General features: G+C 68.2%; 17 protein-coding genes. 6 read left to right on the top strand and 11 right to left on the bottom strand.

All coding sequences use genetic code 11. The features are described 5' to 3' along the window. Positions 1-17: 17 nt before the first annotated feature. Positions 18-503 (bottom strand): hypothetical protein, encoded by a 486-nt coding sequence (locus AC3WS6_RS06820; RefSeq protein ID WP_492500289.1) that lies wholly within the window; start codon positions 501-503, stop codon positions 18-20. Between the two features lie 41 nt (positions 504-544). Here AC3WS6_RS06820 and AC3WS6_RS06815 point away from each other — a divergent pair, with 41 nt between their 5' ends. Then, the gene (locus AC3WS6_RS06815; RefSeq protein WP_492500288.1) at positions 545-1,996 is read left to right on the top strand and encodes a phytoene desaturase family protein; all 1,452 of its coding nucleotides are present in this window, start codon (positions 545-547) and stop codon (positions 1,994-1,996) included. Positions 1,997-2,043: 47 nt separating this feature from the next. Continuing rightward, the gene (locus tag AC3WS6_RS06810) at positions 2,044-3,087 is read left to right on the top strand and encodes an ATP-dependent DNA ligase (protein ID WP_492500287.1); all 1,044 of its coding nucleotides are present in this window, start codon (positions 2,044-2,046) and stop codon (positions 3,085-3,087) included. Between the two features lie 3 nt (positions 3,088-3,090). Here the strand turns inward: AC3WS6_RS06810 and ligD are convergent, their stop codons facing one another. The 4 genes from ligD to AC3WS6_RS06790 form a co-directional block, all read right to left on the bottom strand. Further along, a complete protein-coding gene (gene ligD / locus AC3WS6_RS06805; RefSeq protein ID WP_492500286.1) occupies positions 3,091-4,161 on the bottom strand; it encodes a non-homologous end-joining DNA ligase in 1,071 nt (356 codons plus the stop codon). 48 nt (positions 4,162-4,209) lie between these two features. After that, positions 4,210-5,364, bottom strand: coding sequence for an SseB family protein (locus tag AC3WS6_RS06800; protein ID WP_492500285.1), 1,155 nt, complete (start codon positions 5,362-5,364; stop codon positions 4,210-4,212). 26 nt (positions 5,365-5,390) lie between these two features. Continuing rightward, on the bottom strand, positions 5,391-7,850 hold the full coding sequence (locus tag AC3WS6_RS06795; protein WP_492500284.1) for an ATP-dependent helicase: 2,460 nt from the start codon (positions 7,848-7,850) through the stop codon (positions 5,391-5,393). Positions 7,851-7,979: 129 nt separating this feature from the next. Continuing rightward, complete coding sequence (locus tag AC3WS6_RS06790) at positions 7,980-11,303, bottom strand: lamin tail domain-containing protein (RefSeq protein WP_492500283.1); 3,324 nt, start codon at positions 11,301-11,303, stop codon at positions 7,980-7,982. Positions 11,304-11,460: 157 nt separating this feature from the next. Between AC3WS6_RS06790 and AC3WS6_RS06785 the strand changes: the two genes are divergently transcribed. Both AC3WS6_RS06785 and AC3WS6_RS06780 read left to right on the top strand, forming a co-directional pair. Next, positions 11,461-11,856 carry a YccF domain-containing protein gene (locus AC3WS6_RS06785; protein WP_492500282.1) on the top strand — a complete coding sequence of 132 codons (396 nt, stop codon included), beginning with the start codon at positions 11,461-11,463 and terminating at the stop codon, positions 11,854-11,856. Positions 11,857-11,888: 32 nt separating this feature from the next. Further along, positions 11,889-12,350: a hemerythrin domain-containing protein gene (locus AC3WS6_RS06780; protein ID WP_201469098.1), complete on the top strand. Its 462-nt coding sequence runs from the start codon at positions 11,889-11,891 to the stop codon at positions 12,348-12,350. Positions 12,351-12,387: 37 nt separating this feature from the next. On the opposite strand, the gene AC3WS6_RS06775 is transcribed toward AC3WS6_RS06780, so the two are convergent. Further along, complete coding sequence (locus AC3WS6_RS06775; RefSeq protein WP_492500281.1) at positions 12,388-13,374, bottom strand: glycerophosphodiester phosphodiesterase family protein; 987 nt, start codon at positions 13,372-13,374, stop codon at positions 12,388-12,390. An 88-nt stretch (positions 13,375-13,462) separates the two neighbouring features. Here AC3WS6_RS06775 and AC3WS6_RS06770 point away from each other — a divergent pair, with 88 nt between their 5' ends. Together AC3WS6_RS06770 and AC3WS6_RS06765 are read left to right on the top strand one after the other, a co-directional pair. Next, positions 13,463-14,392: a Bax inhibitor-1/YccA family protein gene (locus AC3WS6_RS06770; protein ID WP_492500280.1), complete on the top strand. Its 930-nt coding sequence runs from the start codon at positions 13,463-13,465 to the stop codon at positions 14,390-14,392. 160 nt (positions 14,393-14,552) lie between these two features. Next, entirely contained in the window at positions 14,553-14,825 is a 273-nt protein-coding gene (locus AC3WS6_RS06765; protein WP_210097234.1) for a GlsB/YeaQ/YmgE family stress response membrane protein, read from the top strand. Between the two features lie 72 nt (positions 14,826-14,897). On the opposite strand, the gene AC3WS6_RS06760 is transcribed toward AC3WS6_RS06765, so the two are convergent. The 5 genes from AC3WS6_RS06760 to AC3WS6_RS06740 all read right to left on the bottom strand — a co-directional run bounded on the left by AC3WS6_RS06760 (position 14,898) and on the right by AC3WS6_RS06740 (position 19,844). Then, complete coding sequence (locus AC3WS6_RS06760; protein ID WP_492500279.1) at positions 14,898-16,181, bottom strand: RNA polymerase sigma factor; 1,284 nt, start codon at positions 16,179-16,181, stop codon at positions 14,898-14,900. A 1-nt stretch (position 16,182) separates the two neighbouring features. Further along, positions 16,183-16,611, bottom strand: a complete 429-nt coding sequence (locus AC3WS6_RS06755; protein ID WP_492500278.1) for a YciI family protein — start codon at positions 16,609-16,611, stop codon at positions 16,183-16,185. A 114-nt stretch (positions 16,612-16,725) separates the two neighbouring features. Next, positions 16,726-17,664 (bottom strand): L-lactate dehydrogenase, encoded by a 939-nt coding sequence (locus AC3WS6_RS06750; protein WP_492500277.1) that lies wholly within the window; start codon positions 17,662-17,664, stop codon positions 16,726-16,728. A gap of 84 nt (positions 17,665-17,748) precedes the next feature. Then, positions 17,749-19,335: a glutamine-hydrolyzing GMP synthase gene (gene guaA / locus AC3WS6_RS06745; protein WP_492500276.1), complete on the bottom strand. Its 1,587-nt coding sequence runs from the start codon at positions 19,333-19,335 to the stop codon at positions 17,749-17,751. Further along, on the bottom strand, positions 19,332-19,844 hold the full coding sequence (locus tag AC3WS6_RS06740) for a DUF3817 domain-containing protein (RefSeq protein WP_492500275.1): 513 nt from the start codon (positions 19,842-19,844) through the stop codon (positions 19,332-19,334). The genes guaA and AC3WS6_RS06740 overlap by 4 nt, the downstream gene beginning before the upstream one ends. Positions 19,845-19,923 lie beyond the last annotated feature (79 nt).

Genomic DNA, 19,923 nt, shown 5'->3' with positions numbered 1-19,923 from the left:
ACGCACGAGGGCGGCGATCAGTCGCAGCCGCAGCCTCCGGCCGGGGTCTTCACCATGAAGCACACGTCGCACACGCCGTAGTCCCGCTCGACGGGCTTCGGTGTGCGCACGGCCTTCGGGGCCGCCGCCACGCGCGGGGTCGTGGATCGCTTCGCCTTCACCGGGGCGATGGGCCGGAACTCGCTCGGGTGCGTCACGTAGAAGTAGGGCGCTCGGCCCTCGCTCGGGCGCAGTCGCAGCGCGGTCGAGCCGACCATGACGACCTCATCCTCGGCGAAGCCGTTGGTGTAGGTCTTGCCGATGTGCAGGGCGACTCCCCCGCCGCGGCGGATCGCCTCGATGTAGCGGCCGCGATCTATGTAGGAGGAGATGCCGACGGCATCCGTGATCGCCGTGATGAACTCGTGGTTCTCGACGGCGACGCGGTGCGCGCGGAGCGCCTCCGCGAGGGTGCGATACGGACGGGAGGTGCCTGTGGGGGTCGGGCCCTGGACTTCATTCATCTCTTCAAGGATCTCATGCTCAGACGTGGAAGACTGGCCGCATGGCACGCGCGACGATCATCGGGTCCGGTCCGAACGGCCTCGCGGCCGCCGTGGCGCTCGCGCGGGGTGGCTACGAGGTGCGGGTGCTCGAGGCTGCCGACACGATCGGCGGAGGTCTCCGCACGACCGCATCCACGCTCCCGGGGTTCGTGCACGACGTCTGCGCTGCGGTGCTTCCGTCGGCTCTCACCTCTCCGTTCTTCCAGGCGTTCGGGCTCGCCGAGCGTGTCGAGTGGATCTACCCCGAGATCTCCTACGCGCACCCGCTCGACGACGGCAGAGCCGGGATCGCCTGGCGCGACATCGAACGCACGGCCTCCCATCTCGGTGTCGACGAACGGGCGTGGCTCGCGCTCCTGCGCCCGCTGAGCTCGCACGTGGACGGTGTCGTCGACTTCACCGGAAACCAGATGCTGCGCATCCCCCGGGACCCGCTGACCGCTCTGCGCTTCGCCCTGCGGATGCTCGATCAGGGCACGTCGCTCGCGACACGCACTTTCCGCACCGAAGAGGCAGAAGCCCTCATCGCGGGGGTGCTCGCGCATCCGCCCACTCCGCTGCCCACGCTCGCCGGTGCCGCGGCCGGTCTGCTGCTCGCCGCTGAAGGTCACGCCGACGGGTGGATGTACCCGCGCGGCGGGGCGCAGCGCATCGCCGACAGTCTCGTGTCCGACCTCGAGACGCACGGCGGGGCCGTCGAGACGGCCAGGTACGTCGACGATCTCGGCACGTTGGACTGGGGCGACCCGACGCGGGGCGACCTGCTGCTGCTCGACACCTCGCCGAAACTGGTGCTCACGCACCCGGACATCCCCGCACGCTACGCGAGGGCGATCCGGCACTTCCGCTACGGCCCCGCGGCGGCCAAGGTCGATTTCGCGCTCGACGGACCGATCCCCTGGACCAATGCGGATGTCGCGCTCGCGCCGACCGTGCACATCGGGGGCACCCGTGCGGAGGTCTGGGCGAGTGAGAACGCGGTCGCCCGCGGACGGATCAGCGAGCGGCCGTACGCACTCACGGTGCAGCCCTCGATCTTCGATCCCACGCGCGCACCGGAGGGCAAGGCGGTGCTGTGGGCATACATCCACGTTCCGCACGGCTCGGACTTCGACGCCGCCGAACTGATCACGCGTCAGGTCGAGCGCTTCGCCCCCGGGTTCCGCGATCTCATCCTCGCGCATCACTCGGTGCCGGCGTCCTCGCGCGAGGCGTTCAATCCCTCGGAGGTCGGCGGCGACATCCTGGGAGGCGCGTTCACGATCCCCCAGGCCATCCGTCGACCCGTGCTGAGCACCGCTCCGTGGCGCACGCCCATGCGCGGCGTCTACCTCGCATCGGCGTCCACCCCGCCCGGGCCCGGTGTGAACGGCATGGCAGGGTGGCACGCCGCACGCACCGCGCTGAAGGACGCGGGTCGCCCCGCCACGCTCGACGACCTGTTCTCCTGACGCCACTCCCTCTTCTGCCGCGTGCGCGCCACGGGCAGGATGGACCCATGCGCTACGACATCCCCGCCCCCATGCTGGCGAAAGCGGCGGCATCCGTCCCCGATCCTGAGAAGACCTCCGGCGGGCTGCTCTTCGAGCCGAAGTGGGACGGGTTCCGCGGACTGATCGCGTGGGACGGCGAGACCGTCGAGATCGGGTCGCGCGGCGCCAAGCCCCTGACCCGGTACTTTCCGGAGCTCGTCGAGGCGATTCCGCGGCTGCTGCCGGGCCCGTGTCTGCTCGACGGGGAGATCGTGGTCGCGACGGGGCCCGAGGGGGCGCAGCGGCTCGACTGGGAGGCGCTGAGCCAGCGGATCCATCCCGCGGAATCCCGGGTGGCGAAGCTCGCCGCCGAGACGCCCTCGATGTTCGTGGCGTTCGATCTGCTCGCGCTCGGCGACGAGGACCTGCTCGATGCGCCATTCGGCGAACGCCGCGAACGGCTCGAGTCCCTGATGGCCGATGTCGAGCACCCGCTGCGCATCACCCGCACGACCCGCGATCGCGACGCCGCTGTGCGCTGGCTCGCGGAGTTCGAGGGTGCGGGACTCGACGGCATCGTCGCGAAGCCGCTCGGCCAGCCCTACGCACCGGGCAAGCGGACGCTGATCAAGGTGAAGCACGCGCGCACGGCGGACGTGGTCGCACTGGGCTACCGGATCCACAAGTCGGGTTCCGGCGTCGGCTCGCTGCTGGTCGGGCTGTACGACTCCGACGGGACGCTGCGACAGGTCGGCGGCGTGGCCGCGTGGAGCGACAAGAGACGCGCCGAGCTGGTGGACGAGCTCGCACCGCTCGTGGAACGCGACGACGACGGAGGGATCATCACGGGGGCCGGTGAGCGCTCGCGGTTCAGCGGCTCGAAGGACGTGTCGTTCGTGCGGTTGCGGCCCGAACTCGTGCTCGAGGTTCGCTACGACCAGCTCGAGGGTGCGCGCTTCCGTCACACCGTGCAGTTCGAACGTTGGCGCCCCGACCGCGACGCCCGCTCATGCACATACGACCAGCTCGACACGGTGGCCGGATACGATCTCGCCGACGTGATCGGCTGACGGTCACTCGTCGACCGGGTCGCCGTTCTCATCCCAGTTCGCCGCCACCTTCTTGCTCGGCTGCACACGCGGGGGCTCACCCGGCATCTTCGGGAACTCCGGGGGGAACGACAGCTCGCCGAGCCCCTCTTCCTTGTCGCGCTCCCACCAGGCGAGCAGCGTGTCGATGCTGCCGGGCGCGCTCTGCATGCCGGCCCACGGGTCGCCGACGTCCTCGAGCCGCTGGGGGATGCTGCGCACCGTGAAGCGTGCGGGATCCAGGCCGTCGAGCTCTTCCCAGTGCACGGGCGTCGAGACCGTCGCACCGGGCAGCGCCCGTGGACTGTAGGCGCCGGCCATCGTGCGATCCCTGTTGGCCTGATTGAAATCGATGAAGACCCGTTCGCCTCGCTCTTCTTTCCACCAGTTCATGGTGACCTGCTCGGGCATCCGCCGTTCGAGTTCCCGTCCTGCGGCGATCACGGCGTGCCTGACGTCGAGGAACTCGTGCTCCGGTTCGATCGGAGCGAAGACGTGCAGGCCGCGGTTCCCGCTCGTCTTGACGAACGCGGTCAGTCCCACCTCCCGCAGCACGGCGCGCAGCTCCAGCGCCGCGGGCACGGCATCGTCGAATCCGGTCCCGGGCTGCGGGTCGAGATCGATCCGCAGCTCGACCGGGTTGTCGGGCTGCGATGCGAGAGAGGCCCAGGGGTGGAACACGATGGTGTTCATCTGCGCAGCCCACACGATGGCGCTCGGTCGGTTCAGGACGATCTGCGGATGCCGCCGCCCGCTGTTGTAGGTGACCGTGACAGCGTCGACGTAGTCAGGCGTGCCCTTGGGCGGATTCTTCGAGAAGAAGCCTTCGGGCTTCCCGGTCGACGACGAGCCGACACCGTCCCTGAACCTCTCGAGCGAGACGGGACGACCCCCGTTGGCTTCGAGGAACGGGCCGCTCACCGCTTGGAAGTAGTCGGCGAGCTCGCGCTTCGTGATGCCGACGTCGGGCCAGATGACCTTGCCGGGGCTCGAGAGCACGACCTCGCGCTCAGCGTCGGGATCGACGACGGTCAGGGTGACGCGCTCGGATGCCATGCTCCGACCTTAGGGGCCGCGTCGGGACGACGGAACCCCGACGGCCGGTCAGTCGTCGAGATCGATCGCCAGGATCAGCACCGCGCTGAGCGAATCGCGTTCGACGACCATCGTCGGACCTGCGGGGTCGACGATCACCCCGGCCATCTCGGTGTGCGACGACAGGATCTTCGCGAGCTGCAGCGGCTCGAAAGGCAGCGGGCGATCGCCCCGGCCGAGGGCGATGACCTCGAGCGGGTGCGAGAACAGCTGGAGGAACCGCTTGCCGTCGGGGGTCTGGGCCTCGGCGATCCCGACCTGTCCGGTGCCCGCGCCATCGTTGACCGCGACCCACATGCGCGTGGTCGCAAGGGCCTCACCGAGCTTGACGGCCGAATCCTGCTGTCGCGGGGCCGCGATGATCGACTTGACCGTCATGTCGACGTCGGCCTGCTCGAGCGTCTTCTGCAGAAGCTCGGTCGGGAAGACGACGCGGTTCGGCGCCGACGCGTTGTCGACGATGAGACCGGCGAAGTCTCCGGACACGACCTGCTGGAACACCGAGGTCACCGGCTGGGCGACGGCCGACGTCGCGGTCGGGTCCTTCTCGAGCTGCACGGAGTCGCGCACGGCGGCGGCCGAGCTGAAGCCCAGCATGAACTGGCGCTCTCCATCGCGCACGACGGCGACCGAGAGCGGCTTGCCCTCGCTGATCTGGGCGCGGGCATCACCGTTCACCCGGATGTACAGGTGCCCCTGCAGGGCCTGTCGGAGGACACCGAGCAGCTGCTCGTTGGTCGCGCCCTTCTCGATCTCGGTCAGCGCTTCACGCAGCAGGACGTTGTCCTTCATGCCCGGCACGGTCTCGGTCGGCTCGGGCGGCGTCGGCGATGCGAGGGGAAGCCGACGCTCAGCCGGCGGAGCGGCCGGTGCGGGGGTCGGGTTCACCGCAGGCGCAGCCGGGGCCGCCGGGGCTGCAGAGGTGCTCGCGGTGCCGGAGTCGGGCTCAGCGAGCGAGACCTCGGGACCCGCCTGCGCTCCGACACCGCGGAACGCCTGCACGGAGATGCCGATCGTCGGCGTCTCGTCGACGGGCGCCGCGTCGCCGTCGGACTCCGTCGAGGCGTCGTTCGCGGACTCATCGATCGAATCGACATTCGCGGTCTCAGCCGGATCGGTGACGGCATCGTCAGCGGACTTCTTGCGGCGGGAGAACAGGGCCATATGGATCAGCCTAACCCGCGCAACCCTCAGATCTTCTCGATGGGCGCGACCTTGATCAGCAGCTTCTTCTGACCGGCGGAGTCGAACCTCACGTGAGCGATGCGCTTCGCGCCCTCTCCCGTGACCGCATCGACACGCCCCTCGCCGAAGTCCGAGTGACGGATGCGGTCGCCCGCAGCCAACTCGAGGTCGCCGTTGTCGCGCATCTTCGCCGTGACGCGGTTGGGGAACTTGTCCATCGCGGTCGAGAGCGGCTTGAGCGAGTCGCGACCGGGGAGCGGCGTGACGCCGAAGCGATCTCCCGATCCCGAACCCGACCCCCCGAAGCCGCCGGAACGGCGGGCGTTCAGGGCGCGCGACTGCATGCCCCCGCGCGAGTTCACATCACCGGGAGACTGCCGCCAGTCGATGAGCCCTGCGGGGATCTCCTGCAGGAACCGGCTCGGCATCGCGACCGAGACCTCGCCGAACTGGGCGCGGGTCATCGCGAGCGAGAGGTGCAGGCGCTTGCGCGCACGCGTGATGCCGACGTAGAAGAGTCGTCGCTCCTCCTGCGGGCCACCCGGCTCTCCGGCCGAGATGCGGTGCGGGATCAGATCCTCTTCGACGCCCGTGACGAAGACGGCGTCGTACTCGAGCCCCTTGGCCGTGTGCATGGTCATGAGCGACACCGAGCCCGACTCGTCGTCGAGGTCGTCGGCGTCGGACACGAGCGCCACCTCTGTGAGGAAGTCCACGATGGTGCCTTCGGGGTTGTTGCGTGCGAAGTCCCGCGCCACCGCGACGAACTCGTCGAGGTTCTCGACGCGCGCCTCGTCCTGAGGATCGCGACTCGCGCGCAGTGCGTCGAGGTAGCCGCTCTTCGAGAGCAGCACGCTGAGCCCGTCGGCCACGGTGGTGGGAGCGGTCACCTCTCCGGATGCCGGGAGCATGATCTCGGTCGCCTCGGCGAGCAACGCGTCGAGCTGTGCGATCGCACCCTGGATCTTGGGGCCGAAGCCGAGCTGATCGGGGACCGACAGCGCCTGGCGGAAGGTGATGCCGTGTTCTTCGGCGAACCTCGCGATCGCGGTCTCGCTGACATCCCCGATGCCGCGCCGGGGCTTGTTCAGGATTCGGCGGACCGCCATCTCATCGGCGGGGTTGGCGACCGCGACCAGGTACGCCAACGCATCCTTGATCTCGGCGCGCTCGTAGAACTTCGTGCCACCCATGATCTTGTAGGGCACGGCCGATCGGATGAAGATCTCCTCGAGCGCTCGCGACTGCGAGTTCGTGCGGTAGAACACGGCCATCTCGGAGTACGGAAAACCCGAGCGACGCAACGACTCGACCTCATCCGCGACGAACTGCGCCTCGTCGTGCTGCGAGTATCCGGTGAAGCCGATGATCTTGTCGCCGTCGCCCTTGTCGCTCCACAGCTTCTTGTCCTTGCGATCGAAGTTGTTGCCGATCACCGCATTCGCGGCGGACAGGATGTTCTGGGTCGAGCGGTAGTTCTGCTCGAGGAGCACGACGCGCGCGCCGGGGAAATCGCGCTCGAACTCGCTGATGTTGCGGATGTCCGCGCCGCGGAACGCATAGATCGACTGATCGGAATCACCGACGACGGTGAGCGATGCGCCGTCGGGTGCGGGAGTGGACTCTGGCTCGAAGATCATCATGCCGTTCGAGGCATAGGGATCGGGAGCGTCTCCCGACACGGGCCTGGTCAGCTCGTGGATGAGCGCGTACTGCGCATGGTTCGTGTCCTGGTACTCGTCGACGAGGATGTGCCGGAAGCGTCGTCGGTACGTGTCGGCGACCTGCGGGAACGCGCGGAACAGATAGACCGTCTGGCCGATGAGGTCGTCGAAGTCGAAGGCATTGGCCTTCTGCAGCTGACGCTGGTAGTCGGCGAAGAGCTCGACGAAGATGCGTTCGGCCGGATCCGACATGTTGGCCTGGCGCGCGTACCCTTCGGCATCCGACAACTCGTTCTTGAGCTTCGAGATGCGCGACTGCACGGCTCCGGGGGTCAGGCCGTAGGCGTCGGCCTCATGTTCCTTCACCAGCCTCTTGATGAGCGCTCGCGAGTCGCCTGAGTCGTAGATCGTGAACGACTTCGTGAATCCGAACTGCTCGGCCTCGCGCCGCAGGATGCGCACGCACGCCGAGTGGAAGGTCGAGATCCACATGCCGCGTGCCGCGTCGCCGATGATCGCCTCGACGCGCTCCCTCATCTCGCCCGCCGCCTTGTTGGTGAAGGTGATGGCCAGGATCTGGCTGGGCCACGCCTCTCGGGCACGCAGCAGCGAGGCGATGCGTCGTGTGAGCACGCTCGTCTTGCCCGAGCCTGCGCCCGCGACGATGAGCAGCGCGGGGCCGCGGTAGGTGACGGCTTCGAGCTGCTGCGGGTTGAGACCGGCGAGGAGATCGTCCTGGCCCTGGTTCCCGGTGGAGCGGGGGCCGACGGTTCCGGGCACGATGAGGGGGGCTTCTGTCATGGCCTTACGAGTCTAGGCCGAGGCACCGACATCACGGTGTGAGCCGCCGACCGCCGAGAAGAGAACTCGCGCGACAGCGGACGAGGAGCACGCGGCTCGCCGCGCACTCCTCGCCCGTCTGTCGATCGGTCAGACGGCGCGGCGTCTCCCGCGCACGATGAGACCACCGGCGATCAGCATCATGATCGCCGCGAGGATGGCCACGGCGGGCACCTCACCTCCGGTCACGGCGAGCCCCTGCGGCTCGGTGATCGTGACGTCCGCCCAGCCGACGAGAGATCCGTCGGCTGCATACGCCGCGAGGCGGTGCGCACCGAGCGGAGCATCTGCGGGAATCGTGACGGTCACCGCGCCGGTGTCGGACGCCATGCTCGCTCCGAGAGACGAGGGCTCGGAGTACATCCAGATCGCGAGCCGCTCGCCCGCGTGTGCGATGCCTGTGCTGACCGTCACCCGATCCCCGCGACCTGCGACGGACGGATTCACGGTGACACCGTTGCGATTGTCGTCCGTGAGCGCGGAGCCGGGGAGCGGAGGCTGCCCGTCGTCCGGGTTCTCCGAGCCAGGGTTCTCCGAGCCAGGGTTCTCACTTCCGGGATTCTCGGTCCCCGGATTCTCGGTCCCCGGATTCTCACTCCCCGGGTTCTCGGTGCCAGGGTTCCCGGTGCCCGGGTTCTCGGTCCCCGGATTCTCGGTCCCCGGATTCTCACTCCCCGGATTCTCCGTCCCTGGGTTCTCCGTCCCCGGGTTCTCGGTCCCCGGGTTATCCGTGCCAGGGTTCTCGGTCCCCGGGTTCTCCGTCCCCGGGTTTTCCGTTGCCGGGTCCTCCCCCGGCACGAACGGCAGGGTTCCGGCACGCAGCGCCTCGGCGGCGAAGCCGTCGGCGAACCACCAAACCGGACGCTGACCGTCGACCGCGAGCGAAGCGGGTCCGGTGGCGAATCCCTCGTTGTTGATGTCGGGCATCGAGCCGGGCCGTGCGAAGTGCGAGATGCCGGGCGCGTCGCTGGCGTTCAGGGTGATCTGAGCCGACTGCCCGTGACACCCGTCATCGCACACCGCCCACAGCACATCGAGGACACTGTCGTAGTCGAGCGCCATCACTCCGGGGAGTCCCGGCGCGATCTCCGAGACGAGCGTGGCACCGCCGTCTGCGGCGAGCGCGAATGCATAGACGTGCCCGTTGTCCTCGACCGCGACGAAGAACAGTCCGTCACCATGACCGGCGTAGTCGGTCGGTTCGTATGCGGCACCGGTGTTGACGTCGAAGAGCTCTCCGTCGAGGGCGGTGTCCGGCACCCACTGCACGGCCTCCATGCCGAGGTTCGCACCGACGGCCGGCAGCAGTGCTGTGAGGTCCCACTCCTGCTGGGCGACGAGGTCGCCCACAGCCGCCTCGGGGTCGACCGCGAGGATCGTGTTCCGGTTGACGCCCTTCGCGCTGTTGTCCCGCTCCGAGGCGACGTAGACGAGCCCGTCGCCGTCGACCGTGATGCCCTCGGTGTCGGGTCCTGCGGCGCCCGGAGCGTCTGCATCCTTCTGGAACCGCACTCGCTTGCCCGACTCCCAGCCGGCGATCTGCGTGAACGATCCGTCGGCGTGCACCTCGAGCTTCCAGATGCGACCCTCGCCGTTGTCGACGGCCCACAGGAACGCGCCGTCCGAGGTCTCCTGCACGTCGAGCCCTGAGCTGTCCTCGAGGAAGGTCGGCGTGCCGTCGAGCACCCTGACCTCCTGCGACCCCGGCCACGGAGACACGGCGATCTCTCCGGCACAGATGTTCGCCGCGTTCTTGCTGCTCTCAGCGGTCACCGCGAAGACTCCCGTGACGTCGGGGCACCGGCCCCACGTGGTCGCCGCATGCCCCGCACCCCACGTGGTGGAGTCGATGAGCAGGTCGCCGTCGAACAGACGCACGGAGTCGCCGTCGCCCAGGCCGAAGCCCAGGTCGGCGCCCTCGATCACGAGGTACTCGCCGGCGGCCACCGTGGTCGAGGCCGGAATGACGTACGAGTGGGTGTCGTCATCGTTTTTCACGACCACGCCCGAGACATCGATGGCCGCTGAGGTCGGGTTGACGAGTTCGATCCAATCGCCGGGCGAGCCGCCGTCAGACTCGACCTCGTTTATCCGCACGGGATTCCCGCACGCGTTGCGCTGGCCCTTGGTCGAGACCGCGATGTCGATGAAGTCGCCGCTGCCGTCCGCACAGCGCGCGAGAACGCCGGCGGCGTGCGCCGCGTAGACGTGCTCGTCGACGACGTCGAGGTTCGCGTCACGCAGCGTGACGGTGTCGCCGTTGCCCAGACCGAACACGAACTGCGACGGCTGATCGAAGACGAAGTAGCCGCCGGGTGCGAGCACGGAGCCCGCGGGCAGCGGCGTCGTCTCTGCCGAATGGGCGACCGGATCGCTGTCCATGACGGTCCAGCCCGAGAGATCGACCGGCGTGCTGCCCGTGTTGACCACCTCGACCCAGTCGGTCGCGTCGCCGTTGGACTCGATCTCGTTGATCACGACGTCGGGCATGACGCACGAGTTCGCGGCCCCCGGAGTCGAGTGTGCGAGCACGAAGGCGCCCTCGCCGTCGGGGCAGCGCGCGAGGGTCGCGGCGATGACGTCACCGTCGATCGCGGCGTGGCCGCTCCACGCGAGGGTGTCGTCGATCAAGGCGCCCGCGGCGTCGAACAGGCGGATGCGATCGGCGCTGCCGATGCCGATCGGATCGCGGAAAGCCGTCTGCACGCCGTCGACCAGACCGATCGTGCCCTCCTCGACCACGAGGAACGCCCCCGCGCCGATCTCGGTTCCGGGCAGGAACTGCCACCGGTGGTCGTCGGAGTTGTCTCGGATCTCGTAGCCCGAGATGTCGAGAGGGGCATCGCCCGCGTTGAAGAACTCCACCCAGTCGGCCGGCTGCGAGTCGACCTCGTTGATCGCGATCGAGCCGCCCGCCGGAGTGTCGGTGGCGAACACATTGGCCGCCCCCTTCGTCGCCTCGGACGTGTCAGCCCACTCGACGACGCCGGCGACCTCGCGCGATCCCCACGTCGCCGCGGCATGAGCCGTCCACGAGGTCTCGTCGACGAGCGCGGCGCTCTGGTCGAACAGGCGCACCTGGTCGGCCTTGCCGAGGCCGAAGGCGAAGTCACCGGCACCCGCAGCGAGCTCGTCGAGCACGAGGTACGCCCCGGGCTCGATGAGGGTGCCGTCGGGGAACGCGTACGACTCGTCCTCCCCGTCGTCCTTGACGACGAAGCCGCTCAGATCGACCGCGGCGTCAGACGTGTTCGTGAACTCGATCCAGTCGCCGGGCACTCCCCCGCTGGACTCGACTTCGTTGATGCGGACGCCGGATTCGGCGCCGGTGGCGGCGAGCGGCACGGCGAGCAGGGCGGCGGCGCTGAGGGCGCAGACCGTCGTGACCGCAGCCGCGGAGTGCAGGCGGGACATGGGGCTCCTGAGGAAAGCAGACGGGTGTCACCCCACATCACCGACTTCGCATGGCCCTCCGACGACCCGCAGGTGCACGGACGGTGAACGCAGGGTGGACATTCGCTCGGCACCGCTCGACCGGCGGATGCTCAGATCACGATGGGAGAATCGAGTCGTGCGCACGATCCTCAACATCATCTGGCTGATCTTCGCCGGGCTCGGACTCTTTCTCGGCTACATGCTCGCGGGAATCCTGCTGTGCATCCCGATCGTGACGATCCCCTGGGCCATCGCCTCGTTCCGCATCGCGCGATACGCGATCTGGCCGTTCGGCCGCGAGATCGTCGCCAAGCCCACCTCGGGCGTCGGCTCGTTCCTCGGGAACGTGCTCTGGGTCATCCTCGCCGGCTGGTGGCTCGCGATCGGGCACATCGTGTCGGGTCTCCTGCTCTGCGTCACGATCATCGGCATCCCGATGGGCATCGCCGACTTCAAGATGGTGACCGTGTCGCTGATGCCCCTCGGCAAAGAGATCGTGTCGCGCCGAGGAGCGTTCGATCGCACGCTCTGAGGGTCCGCCCGCCCAGCCATAGACTGGCGGCGATGGATGCCGACCGCCTGATCGCATGGGACGAGGAACTCCGCCGGGCCCACACCCGCCTGCGCGCCGCTCTCGAGGCGACGCGCGAAGCGCTGGACGACGACAGCGCGATGCCGCACGCCGCCTCCGACCTTCTGCTCTTCTGCATCGGCTTCTGCTCGGCGCTCGACGGACACCACGCGAGCGAGGACCGCGCGCTCTTTCCCGCACTGCGGGAGGAGCATCCCGAGCTGGGCGACGTGATCGACAGGCTCATGCAGGATCATTCGATGCTCTCCCACCTGCTCGCTGCGCTGCGCACAGCGGTGGAGGGCGGCGCCGGTCCCGAGACGATCGAGCGTCACCTCGACGGCGTCGGCGCGATCATGGAGTCGCATTTCCGCTACGAGGAGCGCGAGATCCTCGAGCCGCTGAGAGCCCTGCACCTCGATCGACGTGTGCCCGACGTGCTCGGCCCCCTCTGAGCGGATCGCACGGATCCCTCGGCCCGGGGAGAGACCGTCAGCCTCGGAAGAACTCGACGCCGAGATCCGGATGGTCGACGAACACCCCGTCAACCCCTGAGCGGGCGATGACGCCCCACTCGGACTCGTAGTCCCCGAAGGCGCTCTTGCCTCCCCCTGCCCGGAACTCCGGCGACAGGAACCTGTTCTCGGGACGGCACGTCCAGGTGAACACGGTGAGGCCACGCGCATGGGCGTCGGCCACGATGGTGTTGCCTTCGGCGAGCAGCATCCGCTTGTCGACGCTGATGCCGTCGACGACCCCGGCCCAGCCGTCGAGGCCACGGGCGCTGACGGCTTCGGCGTACGTCTGCCCTTTCGCCCCCTGCGCGACGAACAGGTCGTACGGCCTCCCTGCCGCCTCGATGAGGTACACGTAGGAAGCGGCGATCCCGCGATCCTTGAGCTGGGCGAGCACCGTCGACTCGAACGACTCGATGATGAGCGGGAGCTCGCCAGTCACCCAGCCCGCTGCCCGCAGATCGCGATCGATCAGCGGCGCGAGGTCGAGGCCGATGCTCGCGAAGTACGTGGCGTGCTTGACCTCGAGCACCACGCCGATCTCGCGTCCGTGCTCGACCGACCCCTCGCGCACGATGCCGAGCACGTCCGACAGACGCAGGATCGCCTGCGAGCCGTTGAAGCTGGCGCTCGAGGCGCGGACGTCGGGGAGTCGCTCACGGCTGCGCAGAGTCGCGAGCTCGTCCCACGTGAAGTCCTCGGTGAACCAGCCGGTCAGGGCCTCGCCGTCGACCCGCTTGGTCGTCTTGCGGTCGGCGAACTCGGGATGCTCTGCGATATCGGTCGTGCCGGAGATCTCGTTCTCGTGGCGAACGACGAGCACTCCGTCCATCGTGGCGACGACGTCGGGTTCGACCGCATCGACCCCCATCGCGAGGGCGAGCTCGTACGACGAGCGACTGTGTTCCGGGCGGTAGCCGGGCGCACCGCGATGCCCGATCACGAGAGGCGATTTCCTGGGCACGCTCTCAGCGTAGAACACCCTGGTGGCCAGGCATTCCGGCTATCGTGGAGGAAAGCGACCTACGACCCCCTTTGGAGTGAGGCCCACCATGAGCAACTTCGCCTTCAACAATCCGGCGTTCCAGCAGCAGGATCCGCGGAACGTCGCGACCTACCCGGGGGCGCCGCAGGGTGCTCAGGGTGCACAGTCCGCATCGTTCCAGCACGGCACGATGGACGCCGCCGCCAACGCGCAGCTCGAGGGCATGTATGCCGCTCCCCCTGCGGGCGCGATCGAGACCGATCGCATGTCGGTCGAGGACACCGTGTGGAAGACCGCGGGTCTCTTCGCCATCCTGCTCGTCACCGCTGCGGTCGGATGGTTCGTGACTCTGGGCGGCGTCGCCGCACCCGAGCAGAACCCGTACGACCGCTTCCAGCCGAACATGCTGCCGTGGATCGTCGGCGCGCTCGGCGGTTTCGTGCTCGCGATGGTCATCTCGTTCACCTCGCGCAAGAAGGTCCGCCCCGCGCTGATCTTCGCCTACGCGGCCTTCGAGGGCCTCTTCATCGGTGGCATCTCGGCGTTCTTCGAGGTGCTGTACCCGGGCATCGTCTTCCAGGCGACCCTCGCGACCGTATCGGTGGTGGGTGTCACCCTCGCACTCTTCGCCAGCGGCAAGATCCGCGCGTCGAAGAAGGCCACCAAGATCTTCATGATCGCCATGATCGGCTACCTGGTCTTCTCGCTGCTCAACGTCGTCCTGACGTGGACCGGTGTCCTCGGTGAGGGCGCTGCGTTCGGTCTTCTGAGCAAGGTCGAGATCCTCGGCATCCCGCTCGGCCTGATCATCGGCGTGCTCGTCGTGATCATGGCCGCGTACTCGCTGGTGCTCGACTTCGACCAGATCCAGCAGGGCGTGCGCAACGGCGCTCCCCGCAAGTACGGCTGGCTCGGCGCCTTCGGCATCATGGTCACGGTCGTCTGGCTCTACGTCGAGATCCTCCGCATCATCGCGATCGCTCGCGGCAACAACTGACGCGAACCGCCTCGCACAGAGGCCCGTCTCCCTGAGGAGGCGGGCCTCTTGCCATATCAGGGCGGTCGAGCGCAAGGGGTTGGCTGATAAAAAGCTGAGAAGGCACCATGGATTACACGAGCTGCGGCACCCCGCGGCTCACGAAATAAAGGAGCTGAACATGAGCTTTCTCGGATTCCTTCTTCTCGGCCTGATCGCAGGTGCGATCGCGAAGCTGATCCTTCCCGGCAAGCAGGGTGGCGGATGGTTCATCACCCTTCTGCTCGGCGTCGTGGGCGCACTGCTCGGAGGATGGCTCGGAAGCCTGATCCTGAACCGTCCCCTCACGGAGTTCTGGGACCTGGGCACGTGGCTCCTCGCCATCGGCGGCTCGATCATCGTGCTGCTGATCTACGGTCTGGTCGTCAACCGCGGCAGCAAGGCCCGCAGCTGACATCACGCAGCGCGCGTAGAGACGCCCTCTCCCCCAGCATCGCTGGCGGAGGGGGCGTCTCTCTGTGTGGGGTCAGCGAGAGGCCGCCTTCGCCTCGAGCCGGGCACGCTCGCGATCGTTGCCGGCCAGAGCAGCAGCAGTCGCGAACTCGCTGCGCGCCTCCTCCTCGCGCCCGAGACGCAGCAGCAGCTCGGCGCGAGTGGCGGGCAGCAGGTGGTACCCGGCCAGCGCGCCCGAAGCAGACAGTCGGTCGATGATCTGCAAGGCGGATGCCGGGCCGGTCGCCATCGCGACCGCCGCCGCCCGATTCAGTTCGACCACGGGTGAGGGCGCGATGCGACCGAGCGCCTCATACAGCAGCACGATGCGCTCCCAGTCGGTGTCGTCGACCGAGGACGCGAGCGCATGGCACTCGGCGATCGCCGCCTGCAGACCGTAAGGGCCTCGCCCCGATCCGACTGCATCCGCCGTGGCGAGCGCTGCCCGGCCCCGTGCGATGCGGCTGCGATCCCACCGGCGACGATCCTGGTCGGCGAGGAGGACCGGCTGGCCCTCTGCGTCGATGCGAGCAGGGAATCGCGCGGCCGTGAGCTCCATCAGCGCGAGCAGACTGTGCACGTCTCGCTCCCGCGGTGCCAGCGCGGCGAGGACTCGCGTGAGCCTGATGGCCTCGAGGCTCAGCTCGGGTCGCATCCAGTCAGGGCCGGCGCTCGCGGAGTGTCCCTCGTTGAAGACGAGGTACAGCACACCCAGCACCGCACCCAGTCGCTCGACATGCTCCTCGCGGGGAGGCATCTCGAACGGCACGTTCGCTGCAGCGAGCGTCCTCTTCGCCCGCACGATGCGCTGCTGCACGGTCGCCGTCGGCACGAGGAACGCGCGCGCGATCTCCTCACTCGACAGACCGCCCACCACACGCAGGGTGAGGGCCACCTGCGCCTCCCGAGACAGCACCGGGTGGCACGAGATGAAGATCAGCCTGAGCACGTCGTCATCGACGGCATCCGGATCCCACGGGGGCGATTCCGCTCCTTCAGCCTGCTCGCGCTCGAGATCATGCGCGAGCACCGCCATCCGGTCGTCCAGTCGCTCGCGTCGACGCCAGCCGTCGATCGCCTTGCGCTTGGCGACCGCCGTGAGCCAGGCCGCGCCGTTCCGAGGCACGCCGTCGCGGGGCCACTGCTGCAGGGCATCCAGCAGGGCCTCCTGCGCGAGATCCTCGGCGAGGCCGAAATCGCCGACCACCCTGGTGAGCGTCGCGACGATCTTGGCCGACTCGATACGCCACACGGCGGCGACGGCCCGCCGCACACCCTCATCGGATGCCGCGCGGGCCGCCTCGCTGTCGTCGTTCATCTCACTGACGGGCGCGACGCGCCTCTTCCTCTTCGCGCCAGCCCTTCTCCTTCTCGATCCACTCGTTGTCGGCGGGGAAGTCGGACTCGTCCGTCACGCGGCGCACCTCGAGGAACGACCCCTTGCCGAGCGGCGCACGGCTGGCCCACTCCGCCGCCTCTTCGCGGCTCGACACCTCGAGGATCCAGAAGCCGTTGAACAGCTCCTTCGTCTCGCCGTAGGGGCCGTCGGTGATGAGCGGCGTCTCGGCGCTGAAGTCGACGACGAAGCCCTCTGCGGCGTCGCTGAGTCCCTCGCCTGCAGCCAGCACACCGGCTTTGATCATCGACTCGTTGTACCTGCCCATGGCCTCGATGACCTGCTCGAAGGGCATCTCCTTGTATGCCTCGACCGCTTCGTCGTTCGAGCGCATGATCAGCATGTACTTCATGATGTTCTCCTTGGTGGGTGGGGCCGCTTCTCGACCCTCTCATTGAAGACGTCGAACGAGGATGTCGCAGATCGACATCTCCGTGGAGTTTTCTGAGATTCTCTTCCGCGCTCGTCAGTCGAGCTCGTCGACCGCTGCCCTGATCGCTTCTGCAGAGGCCCGCAGCAGGGTGAGTTCCTGCTCGTTCATGGGCGTCTCTGCCAGCGGCGCGGCCCCCGCTGCCCCGACGACCGACGGTACCGACAGCGCCACTCCCCGAATGCCGTACTCGCCGTCGAGCACGGTCGCGACCGGGAGCACGGCGCGCTCGTCGTGCAGCACCGCCTCGGCGATTCGTGCGCAGCTGACGCCGATCGCGAGGTTGGTCGCACCCTTCCCACGGATGACCGCATACGCCGCATCGCGCACCTCGACCGCGATCCGGTCGAGCTCTTCGGTCGTGAAGGCTTCCTCGGCCGGCCAGTCGAGGATCGGAACGGACCCGATCGTCGCGTTCGACCAGAGCGGGAACTCGGTGTCGCCGTGCTCGCCCACGATGTCGGCGTGCACGCTCGCGGTGTTCACGTTCGCCCGCTGCGCGAGCCGCCAGCGCAGACGCGAGGTGTCGAGCACGGTGCCGGAGCCGAACACTCGATGCGGCGGCAGTCCCGAGACGCGCTGCGCGACGACCGTCATGACGTCGGCCGGGTTCGTGACGATGATGAACACCGCACCGGGCGCCCGCTCGACGAGCTGCGGCATGAGGTTCTCGAGCAGCCGCGCATTGATGCCCGAGAGCTCCATGCGGGTCTGCCCCGGCTGCTGCTTTGCACCGGCGGTCACGACGATCACGTCGCTGCCGTCGATGACCGAGAGGTCTGACCCTCCGCTCACCGCAGCGGAGGTGAACTGCGTGCCGTGCGCGAGATCGAGGACCTCGGCGTCGACCTTGTCCGTGGCGATGTCGTAGAGGGCGACCTCAGCCGCACTCCCCCGGATCAGGGCCGCATATGCGACGCTCACCCCCACGCTGCCCGCACCGATAACCGTGATCTTCGTTCGCGCCTTGGTCATACGCTCATCCTGCCCGAAATACCGCGAACGGGCACAGACCCCGATGGTCTGTGCCCGTTCGATATCAGCGGCGCGAGAGCGATATCACTCCCACTCGATGGTCCCCGGCGGCTTCGACGTCACGTCGAGCACGACGCGGTTGACGTCGCGCACGCCGTTGGTGATGCGGTTCGAGATCTTCGAGAGAACGTCGTAGGGCAGACGCGTCCAGTCGGCGGTCATGGCGTCTTCGCTCGACACCGGACGCAGCACGATCGGGTGCCCGTAGGTGCGGCCGTCGCCCTGCACACCCACGGAGCGGACGTCGGCGAGCAGCACGACCGGGCACTGCCAGATGTCCTGATCGAGCCCCGCCTTGGTGAGCTCCTCGCGCGCGATCGCGTCGGCCTCGCGGAGGATCTCGAGACGATCCTGCGTGACCTCGCCGATGATGCGGATGCCGAGACCGGGACCGGGGAACGGCTGGCGTCCGACGATCGCCTCCGGGATGCCGAGCTCACGGCCGATCGCGCGGACCTCGTCCTTGAACAGGGCGCGCAGCGGCTCGATGAGCTCGAAGTCGAGGTCATCGGGCAGTCCGCCGACGTTGTGGTGCGACTTGATGTTCGCGGTGCCTGCGCCGCCGCCCGACTCGACGACGTCGGGGTAGAGCGTGCCCTGCACGAGGAACTTCACGGGTGCACCGCCCGAGGCCTTGGCCTCGGCGACGAGATCGAGCTGCACCTTCTCGAACGCGCGGATGAACTCGCGTCCGATGATCTTGCGCTTCTCTTCGGGGTCGGTGACTCCCTTGAGGTGCCCCAGGAAGACATCGGCCGCATCGACCGTGATCAGACGGACGCCGGTGGACTCGACGTAGTCCTTCTCGACCTGCTCACGCTCTCCCTTGCGCAGGAGCCCGTGGTCGACGAACACCGCAGTCAGCTGGTCGCCGATCGCCTTGTGCACGAGAGCCGTCGAGACCGCGGAGTCGACGCCGCCCGAGAGCGCGGAGATGACGCGGGCGTCGCCCACCTGCTCGCGGATGCGCTCGACCTGCTCAGCGATCACGTTGTCGCTGTTCCAGTCCGACGCGAGACCTGCACCCTTGTGCAGGAAGTTCTCGAGCACACGCTGGCCGTGGTCGGAGTGCTTGACCTCGGGGTGCCACTGCACGCCGTAGAAGCCGCGCTCCTCGTTCGCGAACGCGGCGACCCTCGTGGCGTCGGTCGTGGCGAGCACGTCGAAGCCCTCGGGCGCCTTGGCGACCTGATCGCCGTGGCTCATCCAGACGTTCTGCTCGCTCGGCTGCCCGCCGAGCAGCGTGCCGCCGTCACCCGAGATGACGGCATCCGTCGCCCCGTACTCGCGGAGGCCCGTGTTGGCGACCTCGCCACCGAGGGTCTGCGCCATGTACTGGAAGCCGTAGCAGATGCCGAGCGTCGGCACACCGAGGTCGAAGACGGCCGGGTCCAGACGCGGAGCGCCCTCCTCGTACACCGACGACGGACCACCCGAGAGGATGATCGCGACCGGGTTCTTCTCGGCGATCTCTGCGGCCGTGGCGGTGTGCGGCACGATCTCGCTGTAGACACCGGCCTCACGCACTCGGCGTGCGATCAGCTGCGCGTACTGCGCGCCGAAGTCGACGACGAGCGCGGGGCGCTGCTGGGTCTCGGACTGTTCGGTCACCGGACACCTTCCGTGGCAGGGGCAGAGGCCGCGGCGGCCTCTCGAGTGGAGAGATAGGTCTTGACCTCGCGTGCGACGATCGCCTCCATGAAGAAGGAGAGCAGCGGGATGACGCCGCCGAGAGCGAGCAGGATGAAGCGGGGGAACGGCCAGCGCATGAGGCTCCACACGCGGAAGCACGCGAACAGGTACACCACGTAGAACCAGCCGTGTGCGACCAGGATGAAGAGCGACAGATTCACGCCGTCTCCCAGCGAGGTCATCTCGCACGAGTTCGTCCACGGCGCGAACAACGACCACCACTGGCAGTCGGGGCCGGCGAGCACTCCGGCGAACCAGAGGAATCCGCCCGAGCCTCCCGCGAAGAGTTCGAGGTGGATCGGCGTGTACTTGAGCACCATCTCGGCCAACAGCAGGAGCAGCATGACTCCGGTGATGATCGACGCGATCTGGTAGAACTTCAGCGCACCGCGGATCGCCGGAAAGCTGGCGACTTTCGGTTCGGGCATGACACCAGTCTAGCCGGGAGATTCCCCGCCGATTCCGGCTCGGGAGCGCGGGCGACGGGGCCGGCCCCCGACCGGATGA

It is taken from the genome of Microbacterium sp. EB106-03-03-XG65 (assembly GCF_058791955.1).
Note: the sequence above shows the minus strand (reverse complement) of the source record. Positions and strands in the feature narration are given on the sequence as shown.

What these genes read in the sequence shown, in the direction of transcription:
- AC3WS6_RS06820 (WP_492500289.1), bottom strand. Translation starts at nt 503, where the DNA reads ATGAATGAAGTCCAGGGCCCGACCCCCACAGGCACCTCCCGTCCGTAT.
- ligD (WP_492500286.1), bottom strand. Translation starts at nt 4,161, where the DNA reads ATGGCATCCGAGCGCGTCACCCTGACCGTCGTCGATCCCGACGCTGAG.
- AC3WS6_RS06740 (WP_492500275.1), bottom strand. Translation starts at nt 19,844, where the DNA reads ATGCCCGAACCGAAAGTCGCCAGCTTTCCGGCGATCCGCGGTGCGCTG.
- AC3WS6_RS06815 (WP_492500288.1), top strand. Translation starts at nt 545, where the DNA reads ATGGCACGCGCGACGATCATCGGGTCCGGTCCGAACGGCCTCGCGGCC.
- AC3WS6_RS06770 (WP_492500280.1), top strand. Translation starts at nt 13,463, where the DNA reads ATGAGCAACTTCGCCTTCAACAATCCGGCGTTCCAGCAGCAGGATCCG.
- AC3WS6_RS06765 (WP_210097234.1), top strand. Translation starts at nt 14,553, where the DNA reads ATGAGCTTTCTCGGATTCCTTCTTCTCGGCCTGATCGCAGGTGCGATC.
- AC3WS6_RS06795 (WP_492500284.1), bottom strand. Translation starts at nt 7,850, where the DNA reads ATGACAGAAGCCCCCCTCATCGTGCCCGGAACCGTCGGCCCCCGCTCC.
- AC3WS6_RS06810 (WP_492500287.1), top strand. Translation starts at nt 2,044, where the DNA reads ATGCGCTACGACATCCCCGCCCCCATGCTGGCGAAAGCGGCGGCATCC.
- AC3WS6_RS06800 (WP_492500285.1), bottom strand. Translation starts at nt 5,364, where the DNA reads ATGGCCCTGTTCTCCCGCCGCAAGAAGTCCGCTGACGATGCCGTCACC.
- AC3WS6_RS06755 (WP_492500278.1), bottom strand. Translation starts at nt 16,611, where the DNA reads ATGAAGTACATGCTGATCATGCGCTCGAACGACGAAGCGGTCGAGGCA.
- AC3WS6_RS06750 (WP_492500277.1), bottom strand. Translation starts at nt 17,664, where the DNA reads ATGACCAAGGCGCGAACGAAGATCACGGTTATCGGTGCGGGCAGCGTG.
- AC3WS6_RS06760 (WP_492500279.1), bottom strand. Translation starts at nt 16,181, where the DNA reads ATGAACGACGACAGCGAGGCGGCCCGCGCGGCATCCGATGAGGGTGTG.
- AC3WS6_RS06790 (WP_492500283.1), bottom strand. Translation starts at nt 11,303, where the DNA reads ATGTCCCGCCTGCACTCCGCGGCTGCGGTCACGACGGTCTGCGCCCTC.
- AC3WS6_RS06780 (WP_201469098.1), top strand. Translation starts at nt 11,889, where the DNA reads ATGGATGCCGACCGCCTGATCGCATGGGACGAGGAACTCCGCCGGGCC.